Origin of the sequence: Chryseobacterium polytrichastri, from assembly GCF_900142445.1 — a bacterium.
Taxonomy (GTDB): domain Bacteria; phylum Bacteroidota; class Bacteroidia; order Flavobacteriales; family Weeksellaceae; genus Chryseobacterium; species Chryseobacterium polytrichastri.
Map to the genome: position 1 here is coordinate 12,736 of NZ_FRAV01000034.1, position 15,190 is coordinate 27,925.

General features: G+C 34.3%; 12 protein-coding genes and 1 riboswitch. Of the genes, 11 read left to right on the plus strand and 1 reads right to left on the minus strand.

Features of this window, described 5'->3' with window-relative positions; all coding sequences use genetic code 11:
- Positions 1 to 69 precede the first annotated feature (69 nt).
- Positions 70 to 178, plus strand: a riboswitch (SAM riboswitch).
- A gap of 65 nt (positions 179 to 243) precedes the next feature.
- The 7 genes from BUB80_RS24080 (at position 244) to metF (ending at position 9,421) form a co-directional block, all read left to right on the plus strand.
- A complete protein-coding gene (locus BUB80_RS24080) occupies positions 244 to 1,182 on the plus strand; it encodes an alpha/beta fold hydrolase (protein ID WP_073295795.1) in 939 nt (312 codons plus the stop codon).
- Position 1,183: 1 nt separating this feature from the next.
- Positions 1,184 to 2,725, plus strand: a complete 1,542-nt coding sequence (locus BUB80_RS24085; protein ID WP_073295797.1) for an ACT domain-containing protein — start codon at positions 1,184 to 1,186, stop codon at positions 2,723 to 2,725.
- Positions 2,726 to 2,790: 65 nt separating this feature from the next.
- Entirely contained in the window at positions 2,791 to 3,957 is a 1,167-nt protein-coding gene (locus BUB80_RS17880) for an O-succinylhomoserine sulfhydrylase (protein WP_073295800.1), read from the plus strand.
- A gap of 250 nt (positions 3,958 to 4,207) precedes the next feature.
- Positions 4,208 to 5,218 carry a homocysteine S-methyltransferase family protein gene (locus BUB80_RS17885; protein ID WP_073295803.1) on the plus strand — a complete coding sequence of 337 codons (1,011 nt, stop codon included), beginning with the start codon at positions 4,208 to 4,210 and terminating at the stop codon, positions 5,216 to 5,218.
- Between the two features lie 62 nt (positions 5,219 to 5,280).
- Positions 5,281 to 7,941, plus strand: coding sequence for a methionine synthase (gene metH, locus BUB80_RS17890; RefSeq protein ID WP_073295806.1), 2,661 nt, complete (start codon positions 5,281 to 5,283; stop codon positions 7,939 to 7,941).
- A gap of 109 nt (positions 7,942 to 8,050) precedes the next feature.
- Entirely contained in the window at positions 8,051 to 8,437 is a 387-nt protein-coding gene (locus BUB80_RS17895; RefSeq protein ID WP_139262764.1) for a hypothetical protein, read from the plus strand.
- A gap of 27 nt (positions 8,438 to 8,464) precedes the next feature.
- Positions 8,465 to 9,421: a methylenetetrahydrofolate reductase [NAD(P)H] gene (metF, locus tag BUB80_RS17900; protein WP_073295812.1), complete on the plus strand. Its 957-nt coding sequence runs from the start codon at positions 8,465 to 8,467 to the stop codon at positions 9,419 to 9,421.
- 51 nt (positions 9,422 to 9,472) lie between these two features.
- Here the strand turns inward: metF and BUB80_RS17905 are convergent, their stop codons facing one another.
- A complete protein-coding gene (locus BUB80_RS17905) occupies positions 9,473 to 10,627 on the minus strand; it encodes a hypothetical protein (RefSeq protein WP_073295815.1) in 1,155 nt (384 codons plus the stop codon).
- Between the two features lie 98 nt (positions 10,628 to 10,725).
- On the opposite strand from BUB80_RS17905, the gene folE reads away from it, so the two are divergent.
- The 4 genes from folE to BUB80_RS17925 all read left to right on the plus strand — a co-directional run bounded on the left by folE (position 10,726) and on the right by BUB80_RS17925 (position 15,155).
- The gene (gene folE, locus BUB80_RS17910; protein ID WP_066752686.1) at positions 10,726 to 11,391 is read left to right on the plus strand and encodes a GTP cyclohydrolase I FolE; all 666 of its coding nucleotides are present in this window, start codon (positions 10,726 to 10,728) and stop codon (positions 11,389 to 11,391) included.
- Positions 11,392 to 11,402: 11 nt separating this feature from the next.
- On the plus strand, positions 11,403 to 11,834 hold the full coding sequence (locus BUB80_RS17915; protein ID WP_073295818.1) for a DinB family protein: 432 nt from the start codon (positions 11,403 to 11,405) through the stop codon (positions 11,832 to 11,834).
- Between the two features lie 150 nt (positions 11,835 to 11,984).
- Complete coding sequence (cysS, locus tag BUB80_RS17920; RefSeq protein WP_073295821.1) at positions 11,985 to 13,451, plus strand: cysteine--tRNA ligase; 1,467 nt, start codon at positions 11,985 to 11,987, stop codon at positions 13,449 to 13,451.
- 537 nt (positions 13,452 to 13,988) lie between these two features.
- Positions 13,989 to 15,155: a T9SS type A sorting domain-containing protein gene (locus BUB80_RS17925; RefSeq protein WP_073295824.1), complete on the plus strand. Its 1,167-nt coding sequence runs from the start codon at positions 13,989 to 13,991 to the stop codon at positions 15,153 to 15,155.
- The last annotated feature ends 35 nt before the right edge of the window (positions 15,156 to 15,190 follow it).

The following is a 15,190-nucleotide window of genomic DNA, read 5'->3' on the forward strand; positions in this document are numbered from 1 at the left end:
ATTAAATTTATATAAATATTTAAAAGAAAAGTTCTATATTTGCAGTATTCGATCATTCACATATTGAAAATGTTATCAAGAAAGGTTGAGGGATTAGACCCTATGAAACCTTAGCAACCCTTCGTGCAAGCGAAGAAGGTGCTACGTTCTACCAAAGATTATTTTGGACAGATAACTCACTGAAGTTCTTTCAGCCATTCCTTATGGCATTTTCAAATTGTATTATCAAAAAGTATAATAGAATTGAAAACAGAACTAAACTATATTAATCTTTCGTATCAAACCAATTCCAATAAGGAATATAATATCTCGTTGAGCTACCAGCTTTTCGGGAAAGACCTGTTTACAGCACCTATCATTTTAATTAATCATGCCTTAACCGGAAATTCAGATGTTTCTGGGGAGAAAGGATGGTGGAAAAAATTAATAGGTAAAAATCAGGTCATCGATACGAATCAATATACAGTTCTTTGTTTCAACATTCCCGGAAACGGCTATGATCATTTTTTAATTGATGAATATGAAGATTTCACGCCTTCAGATATTGCCAATATCTTTTTAAAAGGTCTTGAAACACTTACTATAAAAAACTTGTATGCCATTATTGGAGGTTCTTTGGGAGGAGGAATCGGCTGGGAAATGTTGGTTCAACAACCACAGCTTGCCGAAATTTTTATTCCTATTGCCTGCGATTACAGAACTCATGATTGGCTTCATGCACAATGCCTGGTTCAGAAGTTTTTGTTAAATGGAAATGATAAGCCATTACAGAAAGCCAGAATTCACGCGATGTTGTGTTACAGAACACCAGAATCTTTAAACGATAGATTTCAAAACAAATACAATAAGGAAAAACAAACCCTGGAATCGGAAGATTGGCTTGTTTATCACGGAAATTCATTAAACGATAGATTTAGTTTAGAAGCATATAAACTGATGAATCATTTATTAATGAACATTAATACAGAGGAAGATAAATTAGAAAGAATCGAGGCGCGAATGCACATGATCTCGGTAGATACAGATTTATTTTTTCCTGCTTCCGAGATCCGAACGTGCTTTGAAAAGCTAAAAGAAAAAAAGGAAAATGTTTTCTATCACGAGATCAAATCAATTCATGGGCATGATGCCTTCTTAATGGAATACGAACAATTAAATAATATCATTAAAAATATTTTGTAGAATGAAAAATAATGCAAACGAAATAAAATTTTTAAAAAACAGATCAATCATCAAGTTTGAAGGGGAGGATTTCTTAGGTGAAATCGGGATTGACGGAAGAATTTTTAAAGCGCTTACTTTAGCGAGAATTAGTGTTGGAGTAATTTCTCAACAGGCCATTGAAAACGGATTATCAATTTTAGTTCAGGAAGCTGATTCTGAAAAGGCAGTTAATTGCCTGATTGACGAATTTGAAGCAGAAAGAAAATCAGGAAAAGTTTCTCAGATTTACAGTATAAATAATGTTTCTGTAATTGGTTTTGTTGCAGAAGATTTAAATAAAGTCTTGGCAGAATTAGCTAGAAACAACGTTTTTCCATTGCTCCTAAATCAAGTAGGAAGTGAAAAGCGCATCAATATTGTGGTAACTTCTTCTCAAGACGAGAAAGCAAAAAATATCATCGAATCTGAAACCTCTAAAAAACCAAAAACGGTTCATTTAGCAATTATTGGTCATGGGAATGTTGGGAAAACTTTGATAGAACAAGTTTTGCAGTCATCAGAAGAAATTAGGAGACGTAAAAAAATCGATCTTAAAGTGGTTGCAGTGGCCAATTCAAGAAAAATTGCTTTTAATAAAAAAGGGTTTGATAGCAATTGGAATGATGAGGTATTGACGGCAGAAAGTCCGTCAGATGTTCAAGAATTAATTAAGTTCTCTAAAGAAAATCAATTAGAAAATTTAATTGTTGTCGACAACACAGCAAGCAAAGATTTTGTTCATAACTATCACGTATTAGCTGAAAACGGATTCGACTTGGTTTCTTCCAATAAAATATTCAATACCCTTCCGATTGAGGAATATCGTAAACTAAGATATACGTTGAATAAAAACAACAGACGTTATTTATACGAAACTAATGTTGGTGCAGGTTTACCGCTGATTGATACCATAAAATTATTACACCTTTCAGGAGAAAATATCACAAGAATTAAAGGAGTATTCTCTGGAACATTAAGTTATGTTTTCAATAACTTTTCTTTAAGAGATGCTCAATTTTCAACAATCATCAATGAAGCGTTGGAAAAAGGATATACAGAACCAGATCCAAGAGAAGATCTGTCTGGAAACGATGTGGCAAGAAAATTATTGATTTTGGCGAGAGAACTAGACTTAATTAATGAGTTTAGTGATATCAATATTCAAAATTTAGTTCCGGAAAGTTTGCTTTCTGTTTCCAAACCGGAATTTCTTTCAAGACTGGAAGAGTTGGATGATGAATATCAAAAAATCAAAGAAAACCAAGAGCCTGGCCACGTATTGAGATATGTTGGAGATCTGCATGGAGATTTACAAAAAGAGAAAGGAGAATTGGATGTAAAATTAATCTCTGTTCCTGCCACTTCAGCGTTAGGACAATTAAAAGGTTCAGATTCAATCTTTGAAATCTATACCGAAAGTTATGGTGAAAACCCAATTGTTATTATGGGAGCCGGAGCTGGAGCTCAGGTTACTGCAAGAGGAGTTTTTGGAGATATTTTAAGAGTAAGTGAAACTAAATAATCAGCGAACCCGAAGGGTTCAATATCAATAGCCGTAGGTGAAATCTATGGAAAAATAATAGAATAATGGAAAACGAAAATTTTGAAACCTTCGCAATAAGAACACAAACTGAAAGAACCCAGTTTGATGAACATTCCACGCCTTTATATCTTACATCCAGTTTTATTTTTCAGGATGCAGAAGATATGAGAGCGAGTTTTGCAGAAGAAAAACCAAAGAATTTATATAGCCGATTTTCAAATCCTAATGTCACAGAATTCACAGATAAAATTGTGAAAATGGAAGGTGCAGAAGCAGGATATGCTTTCGCAACAGGGATGGCGGCAATCTATTCAACATTTGCAACTTTGTTAAATGCTGGAGATCATATTGTAAGTTGCCAGTCGGTTTTCGGATCTACACATACGTTGTTCACAAAGTATTTCCCAAAATGGAATATTGAAACCACTTATTTCAAAGCTGGAGATGCCGAAAACGTAGAAAAATATATTCAGCCAAATACCAAGATTTTATATCTGGAAACCCCAACAAATCCTGCAATTGAGGTATTAGATTTAGAATTTTTCGGGAAAATAGCGAAAAAGCATAATCTTATTTTTATTGTAGATAATTGTTTTGCAACACCTTATCTTCAGCAGCCGATTAAATATGGTGCTGATGTTGTTGTTCACTCAGCAACGAAACTGATTGATGGTCAGGGGCGTGTTTTGGGTGGAGTAGCAGTGGGTAGAGAAGATCTGATTCGTGAGATTTATCTTTTCGCAAGAAATACGGGACCTGCAATGTCGCCTTTCAACGCTTGGGTTTTATCAAAAAGCTTGGAAACATTAGCAATCCGTGTAGAAAAACACTGCGAAAATGCTTTAAAAGTAGCCGAATTTTTAGAAAGCCATCCGAATGTGGAATTGACAAAATATCCATTCCTACCATCGCATCCGAGTTATGAAGTGGCAAAAAAACAAATGAAGTTGGGCGGAAATATCGTTGCTTTTGAAATCAAAGGCGGAATTGAAGGTGGAAGAAATTTTTTAGATAAAATAAAAATGTGTTCTCTTTCTGCAAACTTGGGTGATACCAGAACGATTGTGACGCATCCGGCTTCTACCACGCACTCGAAATTATCAGATGAAGAGAGAAATGAAGTGGGAATTACAGCCGGCTTAGTTCGTTGTTCAGTAGGCTTGGAAAATGTAGAAGATATTATCGCAGACTTAAAACAAGCATTGGATTAATTATTTGGGCAGCTGTATCCGCCTTCCGCTCCCAATCTTTTTTTTCCATCGCTTTTGCCAGAAAAAAAGGATTTCCGCTCAAATCGGGCTGCTCAGATTCACTGCAGAAATTATCCTTGTCAAGGTTCAAAACCTTGACAAGGATTAGAAAGTAAAAAACAAGTTTGAAATATACCAAGGAGTCCCGAAGGGACGATTTAGATAAGAATAGGATGCAATCCTATTAAAATCATTTCAATAAAAAAATAAAATGAAAAATTCAGAACAACTATATAAAGCATTATCCGAAAGAATCCTTGTTTTAGACGGAGCGATGGGAACAATGCTTCAGCGATATAAATTCGAGGAAGAAGATTATCGTGGCGAGCGTTTCAAGGATTATGAACACCCTGTAAAAGGAAATAATGATTTACTTTCATTAACACAGCCCCACGCGATCGAGGAAGTTCACAAAAAGTATCTCGAAGCCGGAGCTGATATTTTGGAGACCAATACCTTCTCAGGAACAACCATTGCGATGGCAGATTACCACATGGAAGATTTGGTGTACGAACTGAACTATGAATCGGCAAAAATTGCAAGAAAAGTGTGTGATGAATTTACCTCTAAAAATCCTGATAAGCCAAGATTTGTAGCGGGTTCCATTGGTCCAACCAACAGAACGGCAAGTTTAAGCCCTGATGTAAATGATCCCGGATACAGAGCAATTACTTTTGATGAACTGAGAATTGCTTATAAACAACAGTCTGAAGCTTTATTAGATGGAGGTTCCGATATTTTATTGGTAGAAACTATTTTCGATACACTCAATGCAAAAGCTGCTCTTTTCGCTATTGATGAAATTGGTGAAGAAAGAGGAATTAAAATTCCAATCATGGTATCGGGAACAATCACCGATGCTTCAGGAAGAACATTGAGCGGACAAACCGCAGAAGCTTTCTTGATTTCAGTTTCACACTTGAATTTATTAAGTGTTGGGTTCAACTGCGCATTAGGAGCAAATCAGTTGACGCCTTATTTAGAAACGCTGGCGCATAATACAGATTTTTATGTTTCAGCATATCCCAATGCAGGACTTCCAAACGCGTTCGGTAAATATGATGAAACACCGGAATTTATGGCGGAACAAATTAGAGAATATGTAGAAAAAGGCCTCATCAATATTATTGGGGGTTGCTGCGGAACAACGCCGGATCATATAAAAGCAATTGCGGATTTGGTTGATAAGTATGAGCCAAGAAAAGTGAGAGAAATTGTATAATTTTTTTACAATTATTGCTTAAGATTAACGCTACTAATTTATTTTAGAAGAATACACAACTAATGAAATATTTAAGACTATCGGGCCTTGAGCCTTTGATTATAACCCCGGAAAGTAATTTCATCAACGTTGGTGAAAGGACGAATGTTGCCGGTTCCAAAAAGTTTTTAAGATTAATTAAAGAAGAGAAATTTTCTGAAGCTTTAGATATTGCCCGCCACCAGGTTGAAGGCGGCGCGCAAATTCTTGATGTTAATTTTGATGACGGATTGATTGATGGAAAAGCCTCCATGATCAAATTCCTAAACTTAATTGCTTCAGAGCCGGATATTTCCAGAATTCCAATTATGATCGACTCTTCCAAATGGGAGATCTTAGAAGCCGGTCTGCAGGTTGTTCAGGGAAAATCTGTAGTGAATTCCATCAGTTTAAAAGGAGGAGAGGAAGAATTCAGAAAGCAGGCTAAAGCAATCAAAAGATATGGTGCAGCAGTAATTGTAATGGCTTTTGATGAAGACGGACAAGCTGATACCTACGATCGTAGACTTGAAATTACTAAACGATCTTATGATATTTTAGTTGATGAAGTAAAGTTTCCGGCAGAGGATATTATTTTCGATTTGAATATTTTTCCTGTAGCAACAGGAATGGAGGAGCACAGAAGAAATGCAATCGATTTTATTGAAGCAACAAGATGGGTTCGCCAAAATCTTCCGTATGCGTCGGTAAGTGGAGGAGTGAGTAATGTTTCATTCTCTTTCCGTGGAAATGATACCGTGAGAGAAGCCATGCACTCGGTTTTCCTTTACCATGCGATTCAGGCAGGAATGAATATTGGGATTGTAAATCCTGCGATGTTGGAGGTTTATGATGAAATTAATAAAGAATTATTAGGTCTTGTAGAAGATGTAATTCTTGATAAAAGAGAAGATGCAACAGAAAGATTGTTGGACTATTCTGAAAAGAATAAATCGGTCAAAAAAGAAGTTGTTGAAGAACTTGAATGGAGAACCAGACCTTTGCAGGAAAGGATTACGCATTCCTTGGTAAAAGGAATTGATCGTTTTATTGAAGAAGATGTAGAAGAAGCAAGAAAGGCAGCCTCAAAACCTTTACATGTTATTGAAGTTAATTTGATGACAGGAATGGGCGTAGTCGGTGACTTATTTGGAAGCGGAAAAATGTTCTTGCCACAAGTGGTAAAATCGGCGAGGGTAATGAAAAAGGCGGTTGCTTATTTACAGCCGTTTATTGAAGCTGAAAAGGATGGTGAAAGACCAGCCAACGGTAAAATTTTAATGGCAACGGTAAAAGGTGACGTTCATGATATTGGTAAAAATATTGTGAGTGTTGTGTTGGGTTGTAACAATTACGAGATTGTAGATCTTGGAGTAATGGTTCCGGCTGAAAAAATTATTCAGGCTGCGATTGAACATAAGGTGGATGTTATCGGTTTGAGTGGATTAATCACGCCAAGTTTAGATGAGATGGTGTACATCGCATCAGAATTAGAACGTCAAAATCTTAATTTCCCATTGTTGATTGGCGGTGCAACAACTTCAAAAGCACATACTGCGGTAAAAATAGATTTGAAATATAAAAATGCGGTAGTTCACGTAAATGATGCTTCAAGAGCCGTAAACGTGGTGAGTTCTTTATTGGGAGATAGAAATAAAGAATATGTAAGCGATTTGAAGAATGACTATTCAGATTTCCGTGAAAAATTCCTGAACAGACAGATTGATAAAGAATATGTTTCTATTGAAGAGGCAAGGAAAGACAAATTTAAAATCGATTGGGAAAACGAAGAGATTTTCACACCAAATAATTTAGGGGTACAGGTTTTCGAAGGTCAGGATTTAAATGAATTGGTTCCGTTTATAGACTGGTCACCATTTTTCAGAAGTTGGGATCTTCACGGGAAATATCCGAATATTTTTGATGATGAGGTTGTAGGATCTCAGGCTAAAGAATTATTTAAAGATGCTCAGGTTATTTTAAAGAAAATCTTGGATGAAAAATCCTTGACAGCCAAAGCTATTTTCGGAATTTTCAAAGCAAATTCAACTGAAGATGATGATATTTTGATCTTTGATGAAAATAATCAGCCACAATCGAAATTCATCACATTAAGACAGCAACTTCAAAAATCTAAAGGCAAAGAGTATTTAGCATTAAGCGATTTTATTGCTCCTCAAAACTCAGGGAAAACTGATTATGTGGGAGCTTTTTGTGTGACCACAGGTTTCGGGACAGATGAGTTGTCAGATGAATATGAAAAAGCCAATGACGATTATAATGCAATCATGGTAAAAGCTTTGGCAGACCGTTTTGCAGAAGCCTATGCCGAATTTTTACATAAAAAAGTAAGAACAGAATATTGGGGATATGCCAATCAGGAAAGTTTAAGCAATGATGATTTAATTGCGGAAAAATATAAAGGAGTTCGTCCGGCACCAGGATATCCGGCTTGTCCGGACCATTTGGAAAAACATGCCATTTGGGATCTTTTAAAAGTGGAAGAAAATATCGGAGTATATCTTACAGAAAGTTTAGCGATGTTCCCGACAGCTGCCGTTTCCGGTTATTATTTCGGAAGTCCGCATGCAAAATATTTTGGACTCGGAAAAATTACAGAAGACCAGTTGAAAGACTATTCTAAGAGGAAAGGAATTTCTTTACAGGAAGCGAGGAAATGGTTGTCACCTAATTTAGCAGATTAAATTAACGATTGTTATGATAAAGAGTCTATTCATTTTTCTAATGTTTATTTCAACTTTTATTTTTGGACAGAATAATTGCCAATATTCCGTGAAAATTAAAAACGATAATTTGAAAAATACAGGTCTTTTTACTTTGTCTATTATGAATGTTGGGAACGAATCATTTAAAATTCCCAAGGAATTAAACGTTTGTAATATGAGATTAAAAGATTTAGAATTTTTTAATGAAGAAACAAATAGTTTTGAAAAAATGAAAATGGGTAATAAAGATATTGATTGTTTCACCTACAGAAATAAGGATAAGAATTTAAAACCTCAAAAGACACATTCATATACAATTAATATTAAATCAGATTTTGAAGTTTTACAGAACAGTAAGTTTTTTGAAACATCTAATAATAGAAAATACAGATTTAAATTAATCTTTTCATTAGATTCTTATAATAGATGTGGAGAATCTAACACCTTAATAACAGATTGGATTTATAAAAACTGATTAATTTTTAAGAAATTAAATTAATAAATGAAGATAACAGAACACATAAAAAACGCCAACGGAAAAACTTTATTCTCTCTCGAAGTTGTTCCGCCCCAAAAGGGAATCGGAATCGAAGATTTGTATAGAAATATAGACCCTTTGATGGAGTTTAATCCTCCTTTTATTGATGTGACGACTTCTCGTGAAGAATATATTTACATTGATAAAGGCAACGGTCTGATGGAACGTAAGATTACCAGAATGCGTCCCGGAACGTTGGGTATTTGTTCGGCAATTCAGCATAAATATAATGTAGATACGGTTCCACACTTGCTTTGTGGAGGATTTACAAAAGAAGAAACAGAATACCTTTTGGTAGACTGTATGTATCTGGGTATTGATAATGTGATGGCACTTCGTGGAGATGCCATGAAAGGTCATCAGTATTTTGAGGCGACAAAAGGAGGTCATGAAAGTGCGATGGATTTGGTTCACCAAATTAATGATTTGGGAAGAGGGAAATATCTTCATGATGAGCAGGCTTGTGAGGAAAATAACAAATTCTGTATTGGAGTAGCAGGTTATCCTGAAAAACATATGGAAGCACCTTCCATGAACTACGACCTAAAATGGCTGAAACAAAAAGTAGATGCCGGAGCAGATTATATTGTGACTCAAATGTTTTTTGATAATAAAAAGTTTATCGAGTTTGTTACAAAAGCGAGAGAGATGGGAATTACCATTCCAATAATTCCGGGAATAAAACCTATTGCAACTAAAAGGCATCTTAAACTGTTACCACAAGTTTTTAAAATTGATCTTCCTGAAGAATTAATCAATGAAGTGGAGAGCGCTAAAAACAATGAAGCGGTTAGACAAATAGGAATTGAATGGGCGATCAACCAATGCAGAGAACTTCTTGATTTTGGAGTACCTGTTTTACACTTTTACTCAATGGGAAAAAGTGATAATATTAAAAAAGTAGCTGGAGAGCTATTCTAATAATTAGTATAATGAAAGGAGCCCTGCTGATACATCAGCAGGGTTTTTATTTTAAAGATCAGGATGTCTTTCAAAAGTTTTATTACGATCAAATAAATAACGATAGGTTGCTAGTTTTCTCGTTACCTCAGTATCTAAATTTTCTGCAATCTTTATCATTTTAGGATTAAAATCACCAATCCATTGAAGTTCTGTAATGGTAAAATCGGTGTGCTTTCTGAGGTGTTGTGTTCCTTCCCAGATCAGATATCCGTCGATGCCTTTTTTTTGCCATTCAGGAACAACACCGAAAACAAGACCTACCATTTTTTCATTCTTTTTGAATCTTTTAATCCACAAAAATTTTAATTTTTCAATAAAACCGAATTTCCCATTCATATATTTAAACCATTGATTCAAATCGGGAATATTAATCCACATGGCAATGGGTTTTTCATTTTCATAGACGAACCAGGAAATATGTTCATTGATGATTGGCTTCATGGTCATAAACATTTTCAAAGTCTTAGCTTCTTCAATTTGTTTTCCTTCTCCATGGGAAGCCCAAGCCTGATTATAAATTGCAGTGAAATCTTTAGCAAATTTGGTCAGATTATTCTTTTTCATGGGCTTGGCAGAAATAGCAGGATTCAGCGAATGCTTTTTATGCATTACAGTAAAAACCCTAGAAACTTCACCAAATACGGGTCGTGTAAAACAAAGCTGTTCAAAATAGATTTTGAAACCATAATTTTCAATAAGCTCTTTGTAGTAAGGGAAATTATAATTCATCCCATATAAAGGTTCTATAAAGCCGTCAATGAGCAGTCCCCAGAATTTATCCCTTTCTCCAAAATTGATGGGCCCGTCCATTGCTTCTATTCCTCTTTCCTGAAGCCATTTTTTACAATAATCGAAAATGAAATTAGCCGTTTCCTGATCATTAATGCAATCAAAGAAACCAATTCCTCCGGTAGGTTGATTTTGCGTATAAAGTTGATTAACGAAAACCGCTATTTTTCCAACTGTTTCATTATTTTTATTTCTAAATAAGAGCCTTTTGCATTCTCCGTTTTTGAAGAATTTGTTTTTTTGAGGATCAAAAGTAGCTTCAATATCTTTATCTAAAGGTCTGATGTAGTTTTTGTCATGTTGATAAAGCCTGACAGGGAATTCTAAAAATTCTTTTTTCTGATTTTCATGGAGTACTTCTTCAGCAATAATCATAACTTTTATACGAATGAGGAGATGAGGTGATATTTTTGAGTTAAATTGAAATATACGAACAAATATTATCCGTATTTTTGTTGCAAATTAAATAAAAAATGGTTGATTTTACTGATAACGACGATGATATTTTCACAGGAAAAGAACATACGCCTATACGGGAAGATGCTTTTGATAAATCGCCACAGGAAAAAATAGAAAAGATTACTGAACTTTTCGGTGAGATTATGGAAACGCTGGGGCTGGATATGACGGATGATTCTCTGAAAGATTCTCCAACGCGTGTCGCAAAGATGTATGTAAATGAAATTTTTGGAGGATTATTGCCTGAAAACAAACCGGGAATTTCCACATTTTCAAATAAATATAAATATAGCCAAATGTTGGTGGAAAAAGATATCACTGTATATTCTTTTTGTGAACACCACTTTTTACCAATTATTGGGAGAGCCCATGTTGCGTATATTTCAAATGGCGAAGTAATTGGACTTTCTAAAATTAACAGAATTGTAGATTATTACGCAAAAAGACCTCAGGTTCAGGAAAGATTAACAATGCAGATTGTGAATGCTTTAAAAGAAGCTTTGGGAACAAAAAATGTGGCTTGTATTATTGATGCAAAACATCTTTGTGTAAATTGCAGAGGAATTAAAGACACGGCAAGTTCAACAATTACAGCAGAGTTAAGTGGAATTTTCAAAACCAATCCTATTACAAGGCAGGAATTCTTACATTATGTAGGAAGCCATGCTAAATTGGATTAAATTTGATTGTAATGAACTATCAGATTCTTAAAAATATTATTGAGGAAGAACTTCTTAGATTTGAAACAATCTATGAAGAAGATTGGTCTTCTAAAATTTCGCCTGAGAAATGGTCAAAAAAAGAAATTTTAGGTCATCTTTGTGATAGTGCAATTACAAATATCAGAAGATTTGTAGTTACTCAATATAAAGAAAACGAGAATATTGTTTATGATCAGAATTTTTGGGTAAAAGCTCAGAATTATCAGAATATTCCTACTCAAGATGTTATTAATCTTTGGAAATTTTTAAATTTTCAAATTGTTCATACGGTTGAGAATATTCCTGATGAGGCATTACAAATGACTTGCGATACCACAAAAACGGAGCCTCGGAAGTTTAGTTTAGAATTTCTTATTCAGGACTATGTAGATCACTTACAGTATCACTTAAAAGCAATTTAATAATGATAAAATTTAAAAAAGTTTCAGACCAGATTTTTGTAGCAACCATTATTTGTTGTTGCTGTATATGTTGCTGTTGAGAGATCTAAGTCTTTTAACAATAAAGAAACTTTACACTAAACTTAAAATCATTAAATCAAAAACAACACAATGCAATTAAAAATATACAACTCGCTTACAGCGGAAAAAGAGATATTTAACCCCATTTTAGAAGGAAACGTTGGAATGTACGTTTGTGGACCTACTGTTTACAGCAATGTACATTTGGGAAATGTGAGAACTTTCCTTTCTTTCGACTTTATTTACAGAAGTTTAACGCATTTAGGATACAAAGTAAGATACGTAAGAAATATTACAGATGCAGGTCACCTTACAGACGATGGAGATGTAAACAACGACAGATTTGTAAAACAAACTCGTCTTGAGAAGCTGGAGCCTATGGAGATCGTACAGAAATATACGGTAGATTTCCACAAAGTTTTGGATATGTTTAATCTATTACCTCCAAACATCGAACCTACGGCAACAGGCCATATTGTTGAGCAAATTGAGTTAACTCAGAAATTAATTGAGAAAGGTTTTGCTTACGAAAGCAACGGATCTGTATATTTTGACGTGCTGGAATACAACCAAAGAGGTCTGAATTACGGTGAGCTTTCAAAACGTAATATTGAAGAACTTTTCGCTAATACTAGAGATTTAGACGGACAGGGAGAAAAGAAAAATCCACAGGATTTTGCCCTTTGGAAAAAAGCATCGCCTGCACACATCATGAGATGGAATTCACCTTGGGGAGAAGGTTTTCCGGGATGGCATCTTGAATGTACTGCAATGAGTACGAAATATTTAGGTGAAAAATTTGATATCCACGGAGGTGGAATGGATTTAAAGTTCCCACACCACGAATGTGAGATTGCCCAAGGAAAAGCTTGCAATGATACTGCTCCGGTAAATTATTGGATGCATGCCAATATGTTGACAATGAATACCCAACGTATGAGCAAGTCTACAGGAAATTACATTTTACCGATGCAGTTGGTAACAGGAGATAATGATTTCTTCGAAAAGCCTTTCCATCCGTCAATTGTACGTTTTTGTTTCCTGCAGGCTCATTATAGAAGCGTGTTAGATATTTCTAATGATGCCATGATCGCAAGTGAAAAAGGTTTCATCAGATTAATGGAAGCGATAAAAGTATTGAATTCAATTACTCCGAATGATGAAAAACAATCAGGTTTTAACCTTGAAGAGTGGAAGAAGAAAGCTTACGATGCTTTAAATGATGATTTCAATTCTCCGGTTCTGATTGCTCATTTATTTGAAGCAGTGAAATTTATTTTTGCTTTAAATGATGCTAAAGAAACAATCTCAACAAAAGATCTTGAAGATTTAAAATCTACATTAAATGCATTGATATTTGATGTTTTAGGACTTCAGGCTGTTGAAGAGAATAATAATGAAAAACTAGATCAAACACTACAGGTCTTAATTGAGCTGAGAAATCAGGCAAGAAAATCTAAGAACTTTGACCTTTCGGACCAAATCAGAGATAAACTTCTTGCTGAAGGTATCGAATTAAAAGACGGAAGAGATGGAACATCTTATGTCTTAAATTAAAACATAAAATAAGTTTTAAACTTAATATATCTCTCGCAGATTTTACAGATTACTCAGATTTTTATTCATAATCATCTGCTCAATCCGCTAAATCTGCGAGAGTTTTTTGTTACTATTTTGTACGGAATTTGTCATTCTGACGAAAGAAGAATCTCTAGCCATATCGAATAAAACACAAAGTGATTCATAAAACATACGGTTTGAATTAAAATAGAGAACTTAATACCTCCTGCATATTTTTATTCATAATCATCTGCTTAATCCGCTAAATCTGCGAGAGTTTTTTATGCCCTTTCCTGTCATTTCGACGAAGGAGAAATCTTCTTAATAATCTTAATAGCTTAACTAAAATCTTAATGGTTAAAATTTAAATATAAAAAAACTGTTAGGTTAAAAAATATCCAAATTATCATAATCACAATATTGAAATTAAATTATTGTAAATATTATTCAATAGTAGAGATTTTTTGTTATTTAATTTTAAAATTATGTAACTTAGTCATACTAAAATGATTATGAATCTAAATTCAACTTATTATGAAAAAACATTTATTCCCTTTATTTTTGGTGTTAATGAGCACAAGCGCTTATGCACAGCAAGATTTTTTTGCCCTTACAGGAAAAGATACTCCAAGTATTATTTTTAATGATTTCAGAGCGATAGATGCAGTGAACGGGACGTCGGGAGAAAGTATTTTCTCTGCTGATTCTTCGGCAAAAGTATTTTCACAGGCAAGAAATGGTTCTGTAACGGAGGATAAAAATACATACAATAATTCTCAAGCGGTTACGATGGCAGCATTGGCATATGATTCTTCTAATAATAACTTGGTGTACATGCCCATGTTTTCATCCAATGTGTATGTTTTAAATCCTAAAACAAAAGAAACAACTTTAATTGAAAATAATGTAGTGAGAGTAACTTCTTGTGATATTAATTCTCATATAACGAGAATGTCGAACGGTTATGATGGAAATATTTACGCGATGAATAATTCCGGAACACAGTTTTTACAAATCAGTAAAAAGAACAATCAATATGTTGTTAATGATCTTGGAATTGTAAAAGAGGATCCTTCTAACGGGAAAAATTCTTTTACAACAATTGAAACAGGTTTTGGCGGTGATATGATTGCAGATGCAGATAATAATTTTTATGTTTTTGCAACTTCAGGAAATGTTTTCAAAGTGTCTACGAAAGAATTAAAAGCAAAATTTGTAGGAAAGATTACGGGAGTTCCGGAAGGATATTCTGTGAACGGGGCGGCTGTTAATGCGAAAGGAAACGTTGTCATTGCAAGTGCCAAAGGGGCACCTTTATATGAATTGAGTTTAGATAATTTACAGGCAAAACAACTTCCTGGAAATTTGAATTTACATATTTATGACTTGGCAAGTAAGTATTTTGCAAACGATAAGGCAATTTCAAAAACGGTTCTTGCAAATTTAGATATTTATCCTACGAGAGTTGACGAGCAGTTGATCAACGTTAGCGTTAATGATAAATCGGTTAAAGGAAATCTTAAACTGACGATTTTTGATGTTTCAGGTAAAAATGTAATGCAGGAAAATATATTCGTAAAAGACGGTTCACTAAACCAGCAGATTTATTTGAAAAATCTTATCAATGGAGCATATGTGGCGAGTATTGCAAATGAGTCTGGTAAAGTATTATTAAGTAAGAAAATTCTGGTAACAAAATAAGAGGACTAACAATTGAAATTAGAAAATATTTCTTT

Coding starts and splice junctions, on each gene's coding strand:
- folE (WP_066752686.1), top strand. CDS start 10,726: ATGGTTGATTTTACTGATAACGACGATGATATTTTCACAGGAAAAGAA.
- BUB80_RS24085 (WP_073295797.1), top strand. CDS start 1,184: ATGAAAAATAATGCAAACGAAATAAAATTTTTAAAAAACAGATCAATC.
- metH (WP_073295806.1), top strand. CDS start 5,281: ATGAAATATTTAAGACTATCGGGCCTTGAGCCTTTGATTATAACCCCG.
- BUB80_RS17915 (WP_073295818.1), top strand. CDS start 11,403: ATGAACTATCAGATTCTTAAAAATATTATTGAGGAAGAACTTCTTAGA.
- BUB80_RS17925 (WP_073295824.1), top strand. CDS start 13,989: ATGAAAAAACATTTATTCCCTTTATTTTTGGTGTTAATGAGCACAAGC.
- BUB80_RS17885 (WP_073295803.1), top strand. CDS start 4,208: ATGAAAAATTCAGAACAACTATATAAAGCATTATCCGAAAGAATCCTT.
- BUB80_RS17880 (WP_073295800.1), top strand. CDS start 2,791: ATGGAAAACGAAAATTTTGAAACCTTCGCAATAAGAACACAAACTGAA.
- BUB80_RS17905 (WP_073295815.1), bottom strand. CDS start 10,627: ATGATTATTGCTGAAGAAGTACTCCATGAAAATCAGAAAAAAGAATTT.
- metF (WP_073295812.1), top strand. CDS start 8,465: ATGAAGATAACAGAACACATAAAAAACGCCAACGGAAAAACTTTATTC.
- cysS (WP_073295821.1), top strand. CDS start 11,985: ATGCAATTAAAAATATACAACTCGCTTACAGCGGAAAAAGAGATATTT.